Consider the following 13,932-nt stretch of genomic DNA (forward strand, 5'->3'; position numbering starts at 1 on the left):
GGCAAGAACGCCTCTCTTCCTGACCGGCGGGTGAAAAACCGCCGGAGACCGGGCTCCGCCTCTTCCGGGTGGAGCGCCGAAATTTTGCGTGCCCGGCCGGTGGCTGACAGGTTCATGACAGGTTCGCCTGCTAAACAGTTGGAACAGCCAACCACCGTTCCCGGAACCTCCACCATGGCGACCGAATCCGCAGCCCGAAAGCCGGCGGAACCCACGGCGAAGACCGCATCGGCGGACGAGCGAACCCCGCTCTTTTATGGCGCCGCCTGCGGCGCGGGGGCCGGCGGCTCCGTCCTCCTCTACGAGGCGCGCCCGCAGAGTTCCACCGCCAAGGCCCCGTAAGGCGCAGCAAGCGCCGCCCAAAAAGCAAAAAGTCCATTCGGAGGAAACACCATGAGCCTCGGCAACCCCGCCAGGGGGATGCTGGCGGCGGCCGTGCTGGCCGCAGCCGCCCTGTTCGCCGTTCCCGCGTCCGCGGAGATCAAGAATCTGGAGATCATCGCCCCCGCCAACGCCGGCGGCGGCTATGACCAGCACGCGCGCGCCATGCAGCAGGTCCTCCAGGACCACAAGCTGGCCTCCAGCGTCCAGGTGGTCAACATCCCAGGGGCCGGCGGCACCATCGGCCTCAGCCAGTTCGTCACCGCCAAGAAGCGCACCCCCGGCCTGATGATCTCCGGCCTCGGCATGATCGGGGCGATCCTGATCAACAAGTCGCCGGTGTCGCTCGATCAGGTGACCCCGTTGGCCCGCCTGACCGGCGAGTATCAGCCCATCGTCGTGGCCGCGGATTCGCCGCTCAAGACGCTCGACGACCTCGTGAAGAAGTTCAAGGCCGACCCCGGCTCCGTCTCCTGGGGCGGCTTCGCCGTCGGCAGCCCCGACCACATCCTCTACGGCCTGCTGGTCAAGGCGATCGGCGGCGACGTCTCCAAGATGAACTACATCGCCGCCGGTGCCGGCGGCGAGATGATGGCCTCGGTGCTCGGCGGGCACATCACCGTGGCGACCGGCGGCTACAACGAGATGGCCTCCCAGCTCCAGGCCGGAAAGCTGCGCGCCCTGGCGATCTCCGCCCCGCAGCGCCTTCCCGGCATCGACGTCCCGACCTTCAAGGAGCAGGGCGTGGACGTGGAGCTGGTGAATTGGCGCGCGGTGATGGCGCCGGGCAACCTGAAGGCGTCGGAGAAGCAGGTCCTGGACGACGCGGTCGGCGCCATGGTCCGCACCGACGATTGGAAGCGCATCGCCGCGGAGCGCGGCTGGATCGACCTCTACCTGCCGCCCGACCAGTTCGCCGCTTTCGTGAAGAACGAACGGACCCGGATCGAAGGCGTCCTGACGGAACTCGGCCTCGTCAAGTGACCGACAGCCGGCGGTGATCCGCCAAGTCTCAGAACAAAACACACCCATGGAGCGAAGCGTCATGACCATCCGCATGCCGGGCGCCGTGAAGGGCGTCCTGACCGCCGCCGTCCTCGCCACGGCCGCCCTCGCCGCCACCCCGTCGCTGGCCGAGATCAAGGGGCTGGAGATCATCGCCCCGGCCAGCCCCGGCGGCGGCTGGGACCAGCACGCCCGCACGCTCCAGCAGGTTCTCCAGGACCAGAAGCTGGCGTCGGGCATCCAGGTCGTGAACATCCCCGGCGCCGGCGGCACGGTCGGCCTCGCCCAGTTCGTCACCGCCAAGAAGCGCTCGCCGACGATCCTGGTCGGCGGCCAGATCATGCTGGGCGCCATCGTCACCAACAAGTCGGCGGTGACGCTCGATCAGGTGACCCCGCTGGCCCGGCTGACCGGCGAGTACACCGCCATCGTCGTCCCGCCGGATTCGCCCATCAAGACCTTTGACGACCTGATCAAGAAGTTCAAGGCGGACCCCGGCTCGGTCTCCTGGGGCGGCGGCTCGGCGGGCGGCAGCGACCAGATCCTGGCCGGCCTGATCGCCAAGGCGGTCGGTGTCGATCCGAACAAGGTCAACTACGTCGCCACCGCGGGCGGCGGCGAGCTGCTGGCCTCGGCGCTGGGCGGCCACGTCACCCTCGGCATGGGCGGCTACAGCGAGTTCGCCCCGCAGTTCCAGGCGGGCAAGCTGCGCGCCATCGCCGTCTCCGCCCCGCAGCGCCTGCCGGGCTCCGACACGCCGACCCTGAAGGAGCAGGGCGTCGACCTGGAGTTCGTGAACTGGCGCGGCGTCTTCGCCCAGGCATCCGCCAAGCCGGCCGAGCTGAAGGAACTCCAGGAGGCCGTCGCCAAGGCCGTCGCCAGCGACGAGTGGAAGCAGGCCGTGAAGCAGCGCGGCTGGATCGACCTCTACCAGCCCACCACCGAGTTCGCCGCCTTCCTGAAGCAGGAGCGCGCCCAGATCGAAGGCACGCTGAAGGACATCGGCCTCGTGAAGTAAGGACCGAACCAGGCGGGCGCGGTCGCCGCGCCCGCCGGTCCGCAAAAAACAGTCTGGGAGGATGAAGCGATGACCACCGGTCGGAGCATGCGCGCCGGAGAGGCGGTGCTGGGCGGCGGGCTGATCGCCCTTGGGGGCTTGATCGCGGTCGAGACCATGCTGACCCCGAGCGTCGGCCGGGCGGTGGTCGGCCCCGCCCTGTTTCCCTATCTGATCTCGGGCGGCCTCGTCCTGGTCGGCCTGTCCCTGCTGCGCGAGGCCTTCGCCGGGGCCATCGCCCACGCCGAAGGGCTGGAACTGGACCTCTGGGCGGTGGCGCTGGTCGCGGCGGGGCTGGCCGTCCAGTTCCTGCTGCTCGACACGCTGGGCTGGATCCCCTCCACCACCATCCTGTTCGCCGCGGTCTCCCGCGCCTTCGGCGGCCGGCGGCTGATCGTCAATCTCGCCATTGGGCTGGCGCTCGCCGCCTTCACCTTCGTGGCCTTCAATTACGGGCTCGGCCTGAACCTGCCCGAGGGCAGCATCGTCGAACGGCTCACGTCCCCCGACGCCGAGTAGGAACGCCGGATAAGCCCCGCTTCGGGAAGGAAACTGCACAATGGACACCCTTGCCGCCCTGGGCCACGGCTTCCTCGTGGCGCTGACGCCCTACAATCTTCTCTGGTCGGCGATCGGCGTGACGGTGGGCACCGCGGTCGGCGTGCTGCCCGGCATCGGCCCGGCGCTGACCGTGGCGCTGCTGCTGCCGGTCACCTACGGGCTGGAGCCGACCTCCGCCTTCATCATGTTCGCCGGCATCTACTACGGCGCGATGTACGGCGGCTCGACGACCTCGATCCTCCTGAACGCGCCGGGCGAGTCCGGCAGCATCGTCACCGCCATCGACGGCCACGCCATGGCCCGCCAGGGCCGCGGCGCCCAGGCGCTGGCGACCGCCGCCATCGGCTCCTTCATCGCCGGCACCATCGCCACCGCGGCGCTGACCTTCGTCGCCCCGCTGATGGTCAAGATGGCCCTGCTGTTCGGCCCGGCCGAGTATTTCGCGCTGATGGTGCTGGCGCTGACCACCGTCACCGCGGTGCTGGGCAGCTCGCTGGCCCGCGGCCTGGCGAGCCTGTTCCTCGGGCTGGCGCTGGGTCTGGTCGGCATCGACATGCAGACCGGTCAGGCGCGGCTGGCCTTCGGCGTGCCGGAGCTGCTCGACGGCATCGACACGGTGGTCGTCGCGGTCGGCCTGTTCGCGGTCGGCGAGACGCTCTACGTCGCCTCCCGCCACCGCTTCGAGACGGAGGAGATCTACGCGCTCAAGGGCTCAAAATGGATGAGCCGCGAGGACTGGTCGCGCTCGTGGAAGCCGTGGCTGCGGGGCACGCTGCTGGGCTTCCCCATCGGCACCCTGCCGGCGGGCGGCAGCGAGATCCCGACCTTCCTGTCCTATCTGGTCGAGAAGCGTCTGGCGAAGAAGCCGGAGGAGTTCGGCAAGGGCGCCATCGAGGCCGTCGCCGGTCCGGAGGCCGCCAACAACGCGTCGGCCGCCGGCGTGCTGGCGCCGCTGCTCTCGCTCGGCCTGCCGACCTCGGCGACCGCCGCCATCATGCTCGCCGCCTTCCAGCAATACGGCCTGCAGCCCGGCCCGACGCTGTTCGACAACAACCCCGAGCTGGTCTGGGGCATGATCGCCAGCCTCTACATCGGCAACGTGCTGCTGCTGGTGCTGAACCTGCCGCTGGTCGGCTTCTGGGTGAAGCTGCTGCTGATCCCGCGGCCCTGGCTGTACGCCGGCATCCTGGTCTTCTCGTCGCTCGGCGCCTACACGCTGAACAACAACGTCATCGATCTGGTCATCCTGTGGGTGATCGGGCTGCTCGGCTTCGGCATGCGCGTTCTGAACGTTCCGGTGGCGCCCTGCGTGGTCGGCCTGATCCTGGGGCCGCTGGCCGAACAGCAGTTCCGCCGCGCTCTGGCGATCAGCCAGGGCGACCCGTCGGTCTTCCTGACGCACCCGATCTCGGCGGCCCTGCTGATCATCGCGGCCCTGCTGGTGATCGGCCCGATGGTTCTGCGCTACCGGAGCAACGGCGTGGCCAAAAGCGCGGGCAAGAGCAACGGCGCCTCGCCGTCCGGCACCCATCCCGCGACGTAAGACCGTCATTCTTCGAAGGACTTTTCCATGGAAAGCGTCGATCTCTGGTCCCAGCTCGCCGCCTTGGGACAGGTCATCGCCATCGACCTCGTGCTGGCCGGCGACAACGCCATCGTCGTCGGCATGGCCGCCGCCGCCGTGCCGCTGGCGCAGCGCCGCAAGGTGATCTTCTGGGGCATCGGCGCGGCCATCGTGCTGCGCATCTTCTTCGCGCTGATCACCACGCAACTCCTCGCCATCATCGGGCTGACCCTGGCCGGCGGCGTTCTGCTGCTCTGGGTCTGCTGGAAGATGTACCGCGAGCTGCGCTCCCACGGGACGGACGAGGTGGCGCCGGACGAAGCGATGGAGGCCCCCGACACGCCGTTGGGGGTGTCCGGAAACGCCGCCGCCGGGGCCGCGGTGGGCGGCGTCACGGTGGGGGCGGCGATCTGGCAGATCGTGGTCGCCGACGTGTCGATGTCGCTCGACAACGTTCTGGCGGTGGCCGGCGCCGCCAAGGACCACCCGACCATCCTGGTCATCGGCCTGCTGCTGTCCGTCGTTCTGATGGGGGCGGCGGCCAACATGATCGCGCATGTCCTGCACAAGCACCGTTGGATCGGCTGGGTCGGTCTCGCCATCATCACCTATGTGGCGCTCGACATGATCTGGCGCGGCAGCAACGAAGTCCTCATGCACACCTCCTGGCTATCGTGACGGAGCGAATCCGATGATCAAGAAGGTTCTCGTTCCCCTGACCGGGCGGCCGCTGGACCGCCGCGCCATCGCCACGGCCTTTCTGCTCGCCGGCCGCTTCCGCGCCCATGTGGAGGGGTTGAGCGTCATGCCGCAGGTCGAAATCCGCACCTCCGTCGAAAGCGCCGCGATTCCCAAGGCGCTGGTTGAGCAGCTCATCCGCATCGGGCAGGAGGATCAGGCGCGGGTGGTCGATTCCGCCCACGCGCTGTTCGAGGAGTTCCGCGGCCGCTTCGCCGCTGCCGAGGCGGACAGCCTGACCGGCGGAGTCGCGGGTGCGGAGGGTCCGACCGCCTCCTGGCAGCAGGCGACCGGCCCGCTGGCCGAGACGCTGGCGGAGGAGGCGCGGCTCGCCGATCTGGTGGTGATCGCCCAGACCTCCGACGGGACCAACGCCATGGGACCGGCCATCGAGGCCAGCCTGTTCGGCTCCGGCCGCCCGCTGCTGCTGGCCCCGGCGGCCGAACCGGCGTCGGTCGGCTCCGCGGTCGCCGTGGCCTGGGACGGCGGGGCTGCGGCCTCGCGGGCGGTCGCGGCGGCGCTGCCGCTTCTGCAGCGCGCCGGCAAGGCGGTCATCCTGTCGGCCGATGTTGCCGATCCCGGGCGCGCCTCCGATCCCGACCGCCTGTCGGCCTACCTCGCCCTGCACGGCGTCGCCGCGTCGATCCGCCGGGTCGCGGCGTCGGGCCGCGCGGTCGGCCGGGCCTTGCAGGAGACGGCGGCGGAGGCCGGCTGCGACCTGCTGGTGATGGGCGCCTACGGCCACAGCCGCGTCCGCGAACGGGTGTGGGGCGGCGTCACGCTCGACGTGCTGCGCGAGCCGCCCGCCATTCCCATCTTCATGGCGCACTGATACATGGACTCATGTCCCCAGAGGGGACATGAAGGCCGGAGACGGACCATGCGCATACTCGTCGTCGAGGACACCGAGGATCTGGCCGACGCCATCGTCCACCGGCTGCGCAAGCTGGGCTACGCCGTCGACTGGGCGCCGACCGGGGACGAGGCGGAGGAGCTGCTGCGCCAGGAGGCGTACCAGCTCGTCCTGCTCGACATCATGCTGCCGGGGGTGGACGGGCAGACGCTGCTGAACCGCCTGCGCCAGCGCCGCGACGCCACGCCGGTCCTGGTGATGACCGCCCGCTCCCAGGTGAATGTCCGGGTCGACCTGCTCGACCTCGGCGCCGACGACTTCATCGTCAAGCCCTTCGACCTGCGGGAGCTGGAGGCCCGCTGCCGCGCCCTGCTGCGCCGCTCGCACGGGCTCGCCTCCTCGCGCACGCAGTTCGGCAATCTGGTCTTCGACGCCGCGGCCAAGAAGGTGCTGATCGACGCCCGCCCCGTCGATCTGGGTGGCCGCGAATTCCGGCTGCTTGAGCTGTTTCTCAGCAACCTGAACACGGTCCTGTCCAAGGAGGACCTGATGGACCGGCTGTTCAGCCTCGACCAGCCCACCGCGCTGAACGCCATCGAGTTGTATGTCTCCCGCCTCCGGCGCAAGCTGGAGGGCGCGTCGGTGGAGATCCGGACGGTTCGGGGGCTGGGGTATGTGGCGGAAGTGTGTGCCGAAGGCTGAGGGATACTCGCTGCGGCGGCGGCTGTTCATCCGGCTGCTCGGCGTGCTGGCCGTCCTGACCGCCGGCCTGTTCCTGTTCGTCAGCGCCTACGCCCAGCGCGCCGCCGACGCCGCCTTCGACCGGCTGTTGATGGCGTCGGCCCTGTCGATCTCCGACACGGTGCGGGTGGAGGACGGGCGCTTTTCCGTCGACCTGCCCTACTCCTCGCTGGGCATCCTGGCCCAGGCGCGGCGCGACCGCGTGTTCTACCGGATCACCGCGCCGGACGGCGAGCTGGTCACCGGCTACCACGACCTGCCGGTCGCGCCCGCCAAGGCCGGGGTCGCCGGCGCGGCCGGCGCGGCCGGCGGCGACTCCGCCACCCGGTTCGAGAACGCCACCTTCCGCGGCATGCCGGTGCGGATCGCCGTCCTTAAGCGCTTCGCGGCGCAGCCGGAGCTTGGCGGCTGGGTCACCATCGCCGTCGCCCAGACGCGGGAGGAGCGCGGGGCGCTGGCCCGCGACATCCTGGCGAACGCCTTCCTGCCCATCGCCTTCACCGTCGTCGCGGCCGGCGGGTTGATCTGGTTCGGGGTGCGGCAGGCGCTGGCCCCGCTGGGCTCGCTGGAACGGATGATCCGCGAGCGGCAGCCTCACGACTTTTCCCCCATCGCCATGCCGCCACCGCAGGAGGTGTCGCAGCTCGTCCAGGCGATCAACCAGCTCATGGCCCGTCTCCAATCCAACCTCGACACCATGCAGACCTTCCTGGCCGACGCCGCCCACCAGATCCGCACGCCGCTGGCCAGCCTGCGCCTGCAGGCCGAACTCGCCATCGACGAGGACGACCCCGACGCCCTGCACCGCATCGCCCAGCGCGTGCACCGCAACGCGGTGGAGGCCAGCCAGCTGACCAGCCAGCTCCTCAACCACGCCATGGTGATCCACCGCAGCGAGGCGCTGAAGCCGGAGGACGTCGATCTCGGCGCTCTGCTGGAGCAGGTGTTCCAGCGCGCCCGGGCGGTGGCCGGCAACACGGCGATCCGCCTGGACATCGACCGCGCGGCGGAGCCGGCCACCGTCCCCGGCGACGCCATCAGCCTGCGCGAGGCGCTGACCAACCTGCTCGACAACGCGGTGAAGTACGCCGGCCCGTCCGGCCCCATTGACCTGACGCTGACCCCCCGGCCGAACCGGCGCGGCCTTCGCGTGGAGATCGCCGACCGCGGCCCCGGCGTGCCGGACGCCGAGAAGCGCCGCGTGCTGGAGCGGTTCGGGCGCGGCAGCTCCGCGGCCGGGGTGGCGGGCAGCGGCCTCGGCCTCGCCATCGTCACCTCGGTGGTGGAGGCGCACGGGGCGGCCTTCGCACTGCTCGACCGTCCCGGCGGCGGGCTGATCGCGCGCATCGACTTCCCTGAGGCGGGCGGTGCTGCCCCGGCGGGGGGAGGAGCCGCGCGGGTCCTGCTGCCGCTTCTGGTTCTCTTTGCCCTGCTCTGGTCCCCCTGGGCGCAGGCGGCGCAACTTATCACCTACCCCGCCCCCGGCGGCGAGCGGGAGCGGCTGCGCATCCATTCGGCCACCGACCGGCAGGCCATCGAGCCGCTGGTCCTCGACTTCCAGCAACTCCACCCCGACGTCACCATCGACTACAAGGACATGGACACCGCCGACCTTTACGCCGAGGCGGTCGCCGCGCCGGCCAAGGGAGCCACGGTGGAGACGCCCGATCTGCTCATCAGCTCCGCCTCCGACCTTCAGGTGAAACTGGTCAACGACGGTTACACCCAGCCCCACCGTTCCTCCCTGACCGATGCGCTGCCGGACTGGGCGAACTGGCGGGACGAGGCGTTCGGCTTCACCTTCGAGCCGGCGGTGATCGCCTACAACCGCGACCTGCTTCCGGACGCGGAGGTGCCGCGCACGCGCCCGGCGCTGATCCGGCTGCTGCGCGACGACCCGGCGCGCTTCGGCCGGCGCGTCGCCACCTACGACACGGCCACCAGCGGCATCGGCTATCTGCTGGCGTCCCACGACGCCCTTCTGTTCGGCCAGTACTGGCAGCTCGTGGCGATGATGGGCAACGCCCAGGCGCGGCTGGCCTGCTGCTCCGGCGACATCCTCGACATGGTGGAACGGGGGGAGGTGCTGATCGCCTACAACGTCCTCGGCTCCTACGCGCGGGCGCGGGCGGCAGCGGGGGCGCCGATCGGCATCGTGGTGCCGGAGGACTACACGCTGGTCATCTCCCGCGTCGCGGTGATCCCCCGGACGGCGCCCCGCCCCCAGCTCGCCGGGGCGTTCATCGACTATCTGCTGTCGCCGCGCGGGCAGGAGGTAGTGGCCGACCGCTCCGCCCTCTACGCCATCTCCTCAGGCATCAAGCGGGAAGCCTCGGCGTCGGGCCTGCGCTCCAGCACCGCGGCGCCGCTGCACCCCATCGCGCTCAGCCCGGCCCTGCTGGTGTTCCTCGACCGGCTGAAACGGGAGCGGTTCCTGCAGCAATGGCAGTCGGCGATCCTGCTGCCCTGAGCCAGGGATCTTCCGAAAACCCGCCGTTCCGCGCGACGCCTCACCCGTTCCAGCGGCCCGGTGGCGCCGACGCCCGCAGGGCCGTGCCCATGCCGTGCAGCCGCGCCCGGCGCTTGTCCACCGGCAGGGCCGCCAAACCGAGCAGCAGCGTCGTCGCCGGATCCAAACCGCCCAGCGGCGCAAGCGCTTCGGCGATCGCATCCGACCGTCCGGCGTCCGGGCTTTCGGCGGCGGACAGCAGGCGCTCCGCCGCCGTGGCGCGGTCCGGTCCACGCCCGCTTGCCCTTTTCAAAAGAACCTTCACCCTCTGCCGGTCGTTGCGGTCCTGAAAGTGGCCATGCCGCTGCATCAGCCGCACCGCCTCCACCATGTAATCGGCGAAGTTCCGCAGATCCCGGCCCACTCGAAGCGGAGGCTGTTCCTGCGCCGCCGCCACCGCATGGCGCAGCCAGCCGCTGGCCCGCGAGACCGCGACGACCGCACCCGCGTCGGGAAACGGCGGCGCGATCGCGGGGAACAGATCCGCCAAGGTCAGCGCGTCCTCAGCCCCATCAAGAGCCGGACGCATCAAAGCCTCTGCGAGCAGCCCATTAAGCCATGACGAAGAAAAAGGATTTGCCCGCCGGTCTTGCATCCGGAACCCCACGAGTTTGACATGGAATTGCAACCCTTCGAGGAAGATACCAACTCCTCCGCGGATAGCAACGAAAACAGATCAATCAAGTGAGATGTTTCATACGATCCAGGGGCGATTAAAAATGGGGATATTGCATATGTATGCCGTTACCCAAAAACGCGATAAACAGATTCAACTCAAATAATCGATATTTTCTTGAGCGTCTGCACAACCGCAACTATGATACACTCGGGTATGCAGGAGGGGCGCATGGCGGGCCTGTTGCAGAAGCTTACGGGACGCGCGGCGCACGCAAACGCAGCCTTGGCGGCTTGTCCACGGCCTCAGCCGGATCAAGCCGGACGGTGCCCTGCATGGTTGCCGACCGATGGGACACCGCCAACCAGGATACCTCCCGCTTGCCCCCGCCGGATGACCTGCCGGACGGTTCCTCCCACAGGGCACAAGGCCGGCGTCGTCAGGCGGAGGTTTTCAAGGACCGAAGTGAACCTCATTCCCTTTTGAAAGGATCATCGAGAATGAACGACAACAGCGAACGCGTCTCGTCCGTGCAGCCGGCGAACCTCGACCTCTCCTTCATCAACAAGCGGCTCGAGATGGCCGGATACACGCCGGAGCAGGCCACGGAATCGGTCGAGGCCTACCGCCAGTTCCTCGTCGTCGTGGCGGCGAAGCCGAACCTGATCCTGGTGCCGACGAAGGCGGCGGACGCGGCGTGGCACGAGCACATCCTGTTCATGGACCGCTACGAGGCGGATATGATGCGGCTGGTCGGCGCCCGGGTCCATCACCACCCGGACGCTCCCGACGCCGCCGCGTGGCAGAAAGCCGTCGCCAACACCCAGGACGCCTTCCGGGCGACGCTCGGCGTGGAACTGCCGACGGAGGAACTCGCCGGCTGCTTCCTCACGGTCGAGGCGGCCTGAGCGTCATACCATCGTATTGATCGTTGCATGACGCGGTGCGTTTGCTGCTAAATTCGTTCGATTGGCAGCGCGTTTCGTGGACACCCCCCTGAGCGGCGGTCCAGGCCCCATTCAGGGGGGTGTCCGTCATCCCCGGCAGCGAGAGAAAGAGGAGGGATTGATGTCTGATCTGGTCCACGATCTTTCCGGCCGCGCCAGGGACATGAACGCCGGGCTTGCCATCTTCGACAAAAGCGACACGCTGCTGGCGACCAACGACAAGCAGAAGACGATCTATCCCTTCATCGATTATTCGCGGGCGGTCACCTTCCGCGACATCGTGTGGGAATGCGTGAAGCATAAGAAATTCGGATCGGACACCATTTATTCCGACCCGGACCGGTGGATCGGTTATGCCGAGGACCTCCGCCGCTTCAACCGGTTCTGGCAGTCCTTCACACTCCATTCCGACGGGCGGGTCATCCAGATCACCTACGAGCGGTTGGACGACACGGACGGCTGGTGGTACCAGATCCGGCGCGACGTCACCAGCAACGTCCTGGAGAATTTCCGGAGCGGCTTCGACAGTCTGATTTCCCTCAACGGCGGTGGGGTCCTGCCGCAAGCGGCCCAGCCCTCCTTCGTCGTCCGCCTTCTCGACGCCCTGCCCTACCCGGCGGCGCTGCTGACGCCGCGCTGCCAGGTCATCGACGGCAACCCGTCCTTCGCCTCCATCCTGTCGCGGGGGGACGGGCTGTCCTTGGTCGGCGGCCGGTTGTGCATCCCCGACGCCCCGACCGAACAGGCGGAGTTGTCCAAGCGGGCCGCCGGATTCTTCCGCCGCCGCACCCGCACGCCGATCACGCTGCGCGTGTCGCGCCTGGACCAGCCGTCGCCTTATTTCATCACCCTGTCGGAACCGCCGGCCCAGAGCGTCGGAAGTGGCGGCCCGATGAACGGCATCCTTCTTCTGACCCTCGTCGATCCGGACGTTCTGCCCGCCGTGTCGGCGCGCGCCGTCGCCGAACTTCTCCAGATCACCGGATCGGAAGCCGAGATCGCGCTGGCCCTGTGCTCCGGCCGGAGCGTCGACGAGATCGCCGAGGACCGCGGGGTGGAACGGCGGACCGTGTACAACCAGGTCTCGTCCATCCTGGGCAAGACGGGGCTGCGCAATCAGGCGGGAATCGTGCGGCAGGTGACGACGATCTGCTGGCATTTCGGGTCGCGCGCCTGATCGAATCCGGGTATGGTGCCGGACGCATCGCCGACGGCGCGAATACCTGGATATGGACGCACTCTTGTGCATACATATGGCGGATGTCCGGGCGGTTCCGGCTCCGCTCCGGCCGGAGGCCGTGAAGGAGGCAGGGGCGTCCGTTCTTTCCACTCCTTGCCCACCGCCCTGCGACATCCCGCACCATGTCTCTGCCCGCCGTCCTCCGCCTGTTCCTGACCGTCCTGACCATCGCAGCCGGCGCGGGAGCCGCCGCAATTCCGGCAATGGCGGGAACCTTGCGGGCCAGCCTGTCCGACGATCTCACGACCATAGACCCGTTCGCCTTTCCCGGGCTGGTCTCGTCCGGCGTCCTCCGGCAGGTCTATGAGGGCTTTACCACCATCGACGCCGCCGGCAACGCCGTTCCGGCGCTGGCCACCCGCTGGGAGACGCCGGACGGCGGGCGGACTTGGCGCTTCACCCTGCGCCCGGACGTGCGTTTCCATTCGGGACGTCCATTCACCGCCGCCGACGTGCTGTGGACCTGGGAACACCATCTGACGCGCAAGCCCCAGCCCGGCTACAGCGCCTTCTACCTGCGTGGGGTAGAGGGGGCCGCAGCGTTGCAGCAGGGGACCGCCGCGTCGCTGTCCGGCGTCGCCATTCCCGATTCCCACACGCTCATCGTACGGCTGAGCGAACCTGACGCGCTGTTCCCGCTCTACCCGTTCCTGTTCGTCGACCGCGGCATGGAGGCGGAGTTCGGACCGGCATGGCACGAGCGGGCGTCCGGCGGCACCGGACCATTCCGCCTCACGTCCTGGCGGCGCGGCGAGTCCGTGCGCCTGGATGCCCACGCCGATTATTGGGGCGGTGCCCCCGCCGTGGACGCGGTGTCCCTGGCGGTGCTGCCCGACACCAACACGCTGCTGGCACGCTACGACGCCGGAGAGCTGGACGTCGCGCCGCTTCCCGAAAACGCCGTGCGCACCGTGGTCCGCCAGCCACGATACGACGGGCAGGTCGCGGCCTTCGCCCGCGCGCAGGTGCGCTATCTTGCCCTGAACCAGGATCTGTACCCGCCCTTCCGCGACCGCCGCGTGCGCGAGGCGGTCGGCCTCGCGCTGGACCGAGTCGCCACGGTGAACGGACTCCACGCCGGGCGGGCGGTGCTGACGAACGGCTTCGTCACGCCCGGCCTGGGCGGCTACCGGCCCGACACGGTGCCGCTGCCGCCGACCGATCCGGGCCGGGCGAAGGCGCTGCTGGCGGAGGCCGGCCACGCCGGCGGGCGCGGGTTGCCGCCGCTCCAGATCGCCGGCGGCCCCAACGTGCGCGAGGAGGCCACCTATTTCGCCGCCCAACTGACTGCGGTGCTGGGGATTCCGGTCGGCGTGCGCATCCAGGAGCGTGCGGCCTTCGTGGCGGCGATCAACGAAGGGCACGAGGCGCTGTTCATCAATGGCTGGACGGCGGATTTCCCCGATCCCATGGACCAGCTCGCCACCCAATGGCTTGGCACCAGCCCGACCAACCGCAGCCGCTGGCACGACCCGGATTTCGACCGGCTCATGGAGCGCGCGCGCGGCCTCGCCGAGCCCGACGCCCGCGACGCGCTCTACCGGGACGCCGAAGCCCTTCTCCGGGACCAGGTCGTGGCGGTACCGCTTGCGGTGCCGCAGTTCGTGGCCCTGGGGCGGCCGGGCGCGGCCCGGCTGGTCCACCGGCCCTACGGGGCGGCCGGCCACCACGCCGCCCGGGTGGCCTGCCGGGGCGCCGGGCCGGCCGTGACTGCCTGCAC

At 69.5% G+C, this 13,932-nt stretch carries 13 protein-coding genes; 12 read left to right on the forward strand and 1 reads right to left on the reverse strand.

Annotated elements, in window-relative coordinates; all coding sequences use genetic code 11:
• The 9 genes from GBZ26_RS29955 to GBZ26_RS18440 all read left to right on the forward strand — a co-directional run.
• Positions 1-342, forward strand: a 342-nt coding sequence (locus GBZ26_RS29955) for a hypothetical protein (RefSeq protein WP_211104826.1), incomplete at its 5' end; no start/stop codon positions are given.
• A gap of 51 nt (positions 343-393) precedes the next feature.
• On the forward strand, positions 394-1,365 hold the full coding sequence (locus tag GBZ26_RS18405; protein WP_174440080.1) for a Bug family tripartite tricarboxylate transporter substrate binding protein: 972 nt from the start codon (positions 394-396) through the stop codon (positions 1,363-1,365).
• A 61-nt stretch (positions 1,366-1,426) separates the two neighbouring features.
• A complete protein-coding gene (locus GBZ26_RS18410) occupies positions 1,427-2,404 on the forward strand; it encodes a Bug family tripartite tricarboxylate transporter substrate binding protein (protein WP_246654158.1) in 978 nt (325 codons plus the stop codon).
• Between the two features lie 69 nt (positions 2,405-2,473).
• The gene (locus tag GBZ26_RS18415; RefSeq protein WP_174440082.1) at positions 2,474-2,962 is read left to right on the forward strand and encodes a tripartite tricarboxylate transporter TctB family protein; all 489 of its coding nucleotides are present in this window, start codon (positions 2,474-2,476) and stop codon (positions 2,960-2,962) included.
• Between the two features lie 40 nt (positions 2,963-3,002).
• Positions 3,003-4,547 carry a tripartite tricarboxylate transporter permease gene (locus tag GBZ26_RS18420; RefSeq protein ID WP_174440083.1) on the forward strand — a complete coding sequence of 515 codons (1,545 nt, stop codon included), beginning with the start codon at positions 3,003-3,005 and terminating at the stop codon, positions 4,545-4,547.
• A gap of 27 nt (positions 4,548-4,574) precedes the next feature.
• Positions 4,575-5,246 carry a TerC family protein gene (locus GBZ26_RS18425; RefSeq protein WP_174440084.1) on the forward strand — a complete coding sequence of 224 codons (672 nt, stop codon included), beginning with the start codon at positions 4,575-4,577 and terminating at the stop codon, positions 5,244-5,246.
• A 13-nt stretch (positions 5,247-5,259) separates the two neighbouring features.
• Positions 5,260-6,138: a universal stress protein gene (locus GBZ26_RS18430; RefSeq protein WP_174440085.1), complete on the forward strand. Its 879-nt coding sequence runs from the start codon at positions 5,260-5,262 to the stop codon at positions 6,136-6,138.
• A 48-nt stretch (positions 6,139-6,186) separates the two neighbouring features.
• Positions 6,187-6,861 (forward strand): response regulator transcription factor, encoded by a 675-nt coding sequence (locus tag GBZ26_RS18435; protein ID WP_035682711.1) that lies wholly within the window; start codon positions 6,187-6,189, stop codon positions 6,859-6,861.
• A complete protein-coding gene (locus GBZ26_RS18440) occupies positions 6,848-9,370 on the forward strand; it encodes a sensor histidine kinase (RefSeq protein WP_343207308.1) in 2,523 nt (840 codons plus the stop codon). Before GBZ26_RS18435 ends, GBZ26_RS18440 begins: the two co-directional genes overlap by 14 nt.
• 40 nt (positions 9,371-9,410) lie before the next feature.
• On the opposite strand, the gene GBZ26_RS18445 is transcribed toward GBZ26_RS18440, so the two are convergent.
• Positions 9,411-9,938: a hypothetical protein gene (locus GBZ26_RS18445; RefSeq protein ID WP_174440087.1), complete on the reverse strand. Its 528-nt coding sequence runs from the start codon at positions 9,936-9,938 to the stop codon at positions 9,411-9,413.
• A 587-nt stretch (positions 9,939-10,525) separates the two neighbouring features.
• On the opposite strand from GBZ26_RS18445, the gene GBZ26_RS18450 reads away from it, so the two are divergent.
• From GBZ26_RS18450 to GBZ26_RS18460, 3 genes are all read left to right on the forward strand, one after another.
• Positions 10,526-10,933 carry a glycine-rich domain-containing protein gene (locus GBZ26_RS18450; RefSeq protein ID WP_174440088.1) on the forward strand — a complete coding sequence of 136 codons (408 nt, stop codon included), beginning with the start codon at positions 10,526-10,528 and terminating at the stop codon, positions 10,931-10,933.
• Positions 10,934-11,093: 160 nt separating this feature from the next.
• The gene (locus GBZ26_RS18455; protein WP_174440089.1) at positions 11,094-12,149 is read left to right on the forward strand and encodes a helix-turn-helix transcriptional regulator; all 1,056 of its coding nucleotides are present in this window, start codon (positions 11,094-11,096) and stop codon (positions 12,147-12,149) included.
• A 185-nt stretch (positions 12,150-12,334) separates the two neighbouring features.
• The coding region (locus GBZ26_RS18460) for an ABC transporter substrate-binding protein (RefSeq protein ID WP_174440090.1) at positions 12,335-13,932 on the forward strand (1,598 nt) is incomplete at its 3' end.

Origin of the sequence: Azospirillum formosense, assembly GCF_013340925.1 — a bacterium.
Classification (GTDB): domain Bacteria; phylum Pseudomonadota; class Alphaproteobacteria; order Azospirillales; family Azospirillaceae; genus Azospirillum; species Azospirillum formosense.

Excerpts from the sequence above, each read along its gene's own strand:
- GBZ26_RS18405 (WP_174440080.1), top strand. The coding sequence starts at position 394 with ATGAGCCTCGGCAACCCCGCCAGGGGGATGCTGGCGGCGGCCGTGCTG.
- GBZ26_RS18410 (WP_246654158.1), top strand. The coding sequence starts at position 1,427 with ATGACCATCCGCATGCCGGGCGCCGTGAAGGGCGTCCTGACCGCCGCC.
- GBZ26_RS18415 (WP_174440082.1), top strand. The coding sequence starts at position 2,474 with ATGACCACCGGTCGGAGCATGCGCGCCGGAGAGGCGGTGCTGGGCGGC.
- GBZ26_RS18420 (WP_174440083.1), top strand. The coding sequence starts at position 3,003 with ATGGACACCCTTGCCGCCCTGGGCCACGGCTTCCTCGTGGCGCTGACG.
- GBZ26_RS18425 (WP_174440084.1), top strand. The coding sequence starts at position 4,575 with ATGGAAAGCGTCGATCTCTGGTCCCAGCTCGCCGCCTTGGGACAGGTC.
- GBZ26_RS18430 (WP_174440085.1), top strand. The coding sequence starts at position 5,260 with ATGATCAAGAAGGTTCTCGTTCCCCTGACCGGGCGGCCGCTGGACCGC.
- GBZ26_RS18435 (WP_035682711.1), top strand. The coding sequence starts at position 6,187 with ATGCGCATACTCGTCGTCGAGGACACCGAGGATCTGGCCGACGCCATC.
- GBZ26_RS18445 (WP_174440087.1), bottom strand. The coding sequence starts at position 9,938 with ATGCGTCCGGCTCTTGATGGGGCTGAGGACGCGCTGACCTTGGCGGAT.
- GBZ26_RS18450 (WP_174440088.1), top strand. The coding sequence starts at position 10,526 with ATGAACGACAACAGCGAACGCGTCTCGTCCGTGCAGCCGGCGAACCTC.
- GBZ26_RS18455 (WP_174440089.1), top strand. The coding sequence starts at position 11,094 with ATGTCTGATCTGGTCCACGATCTTTCCGGCCGCGCCAGGGACATGAAC.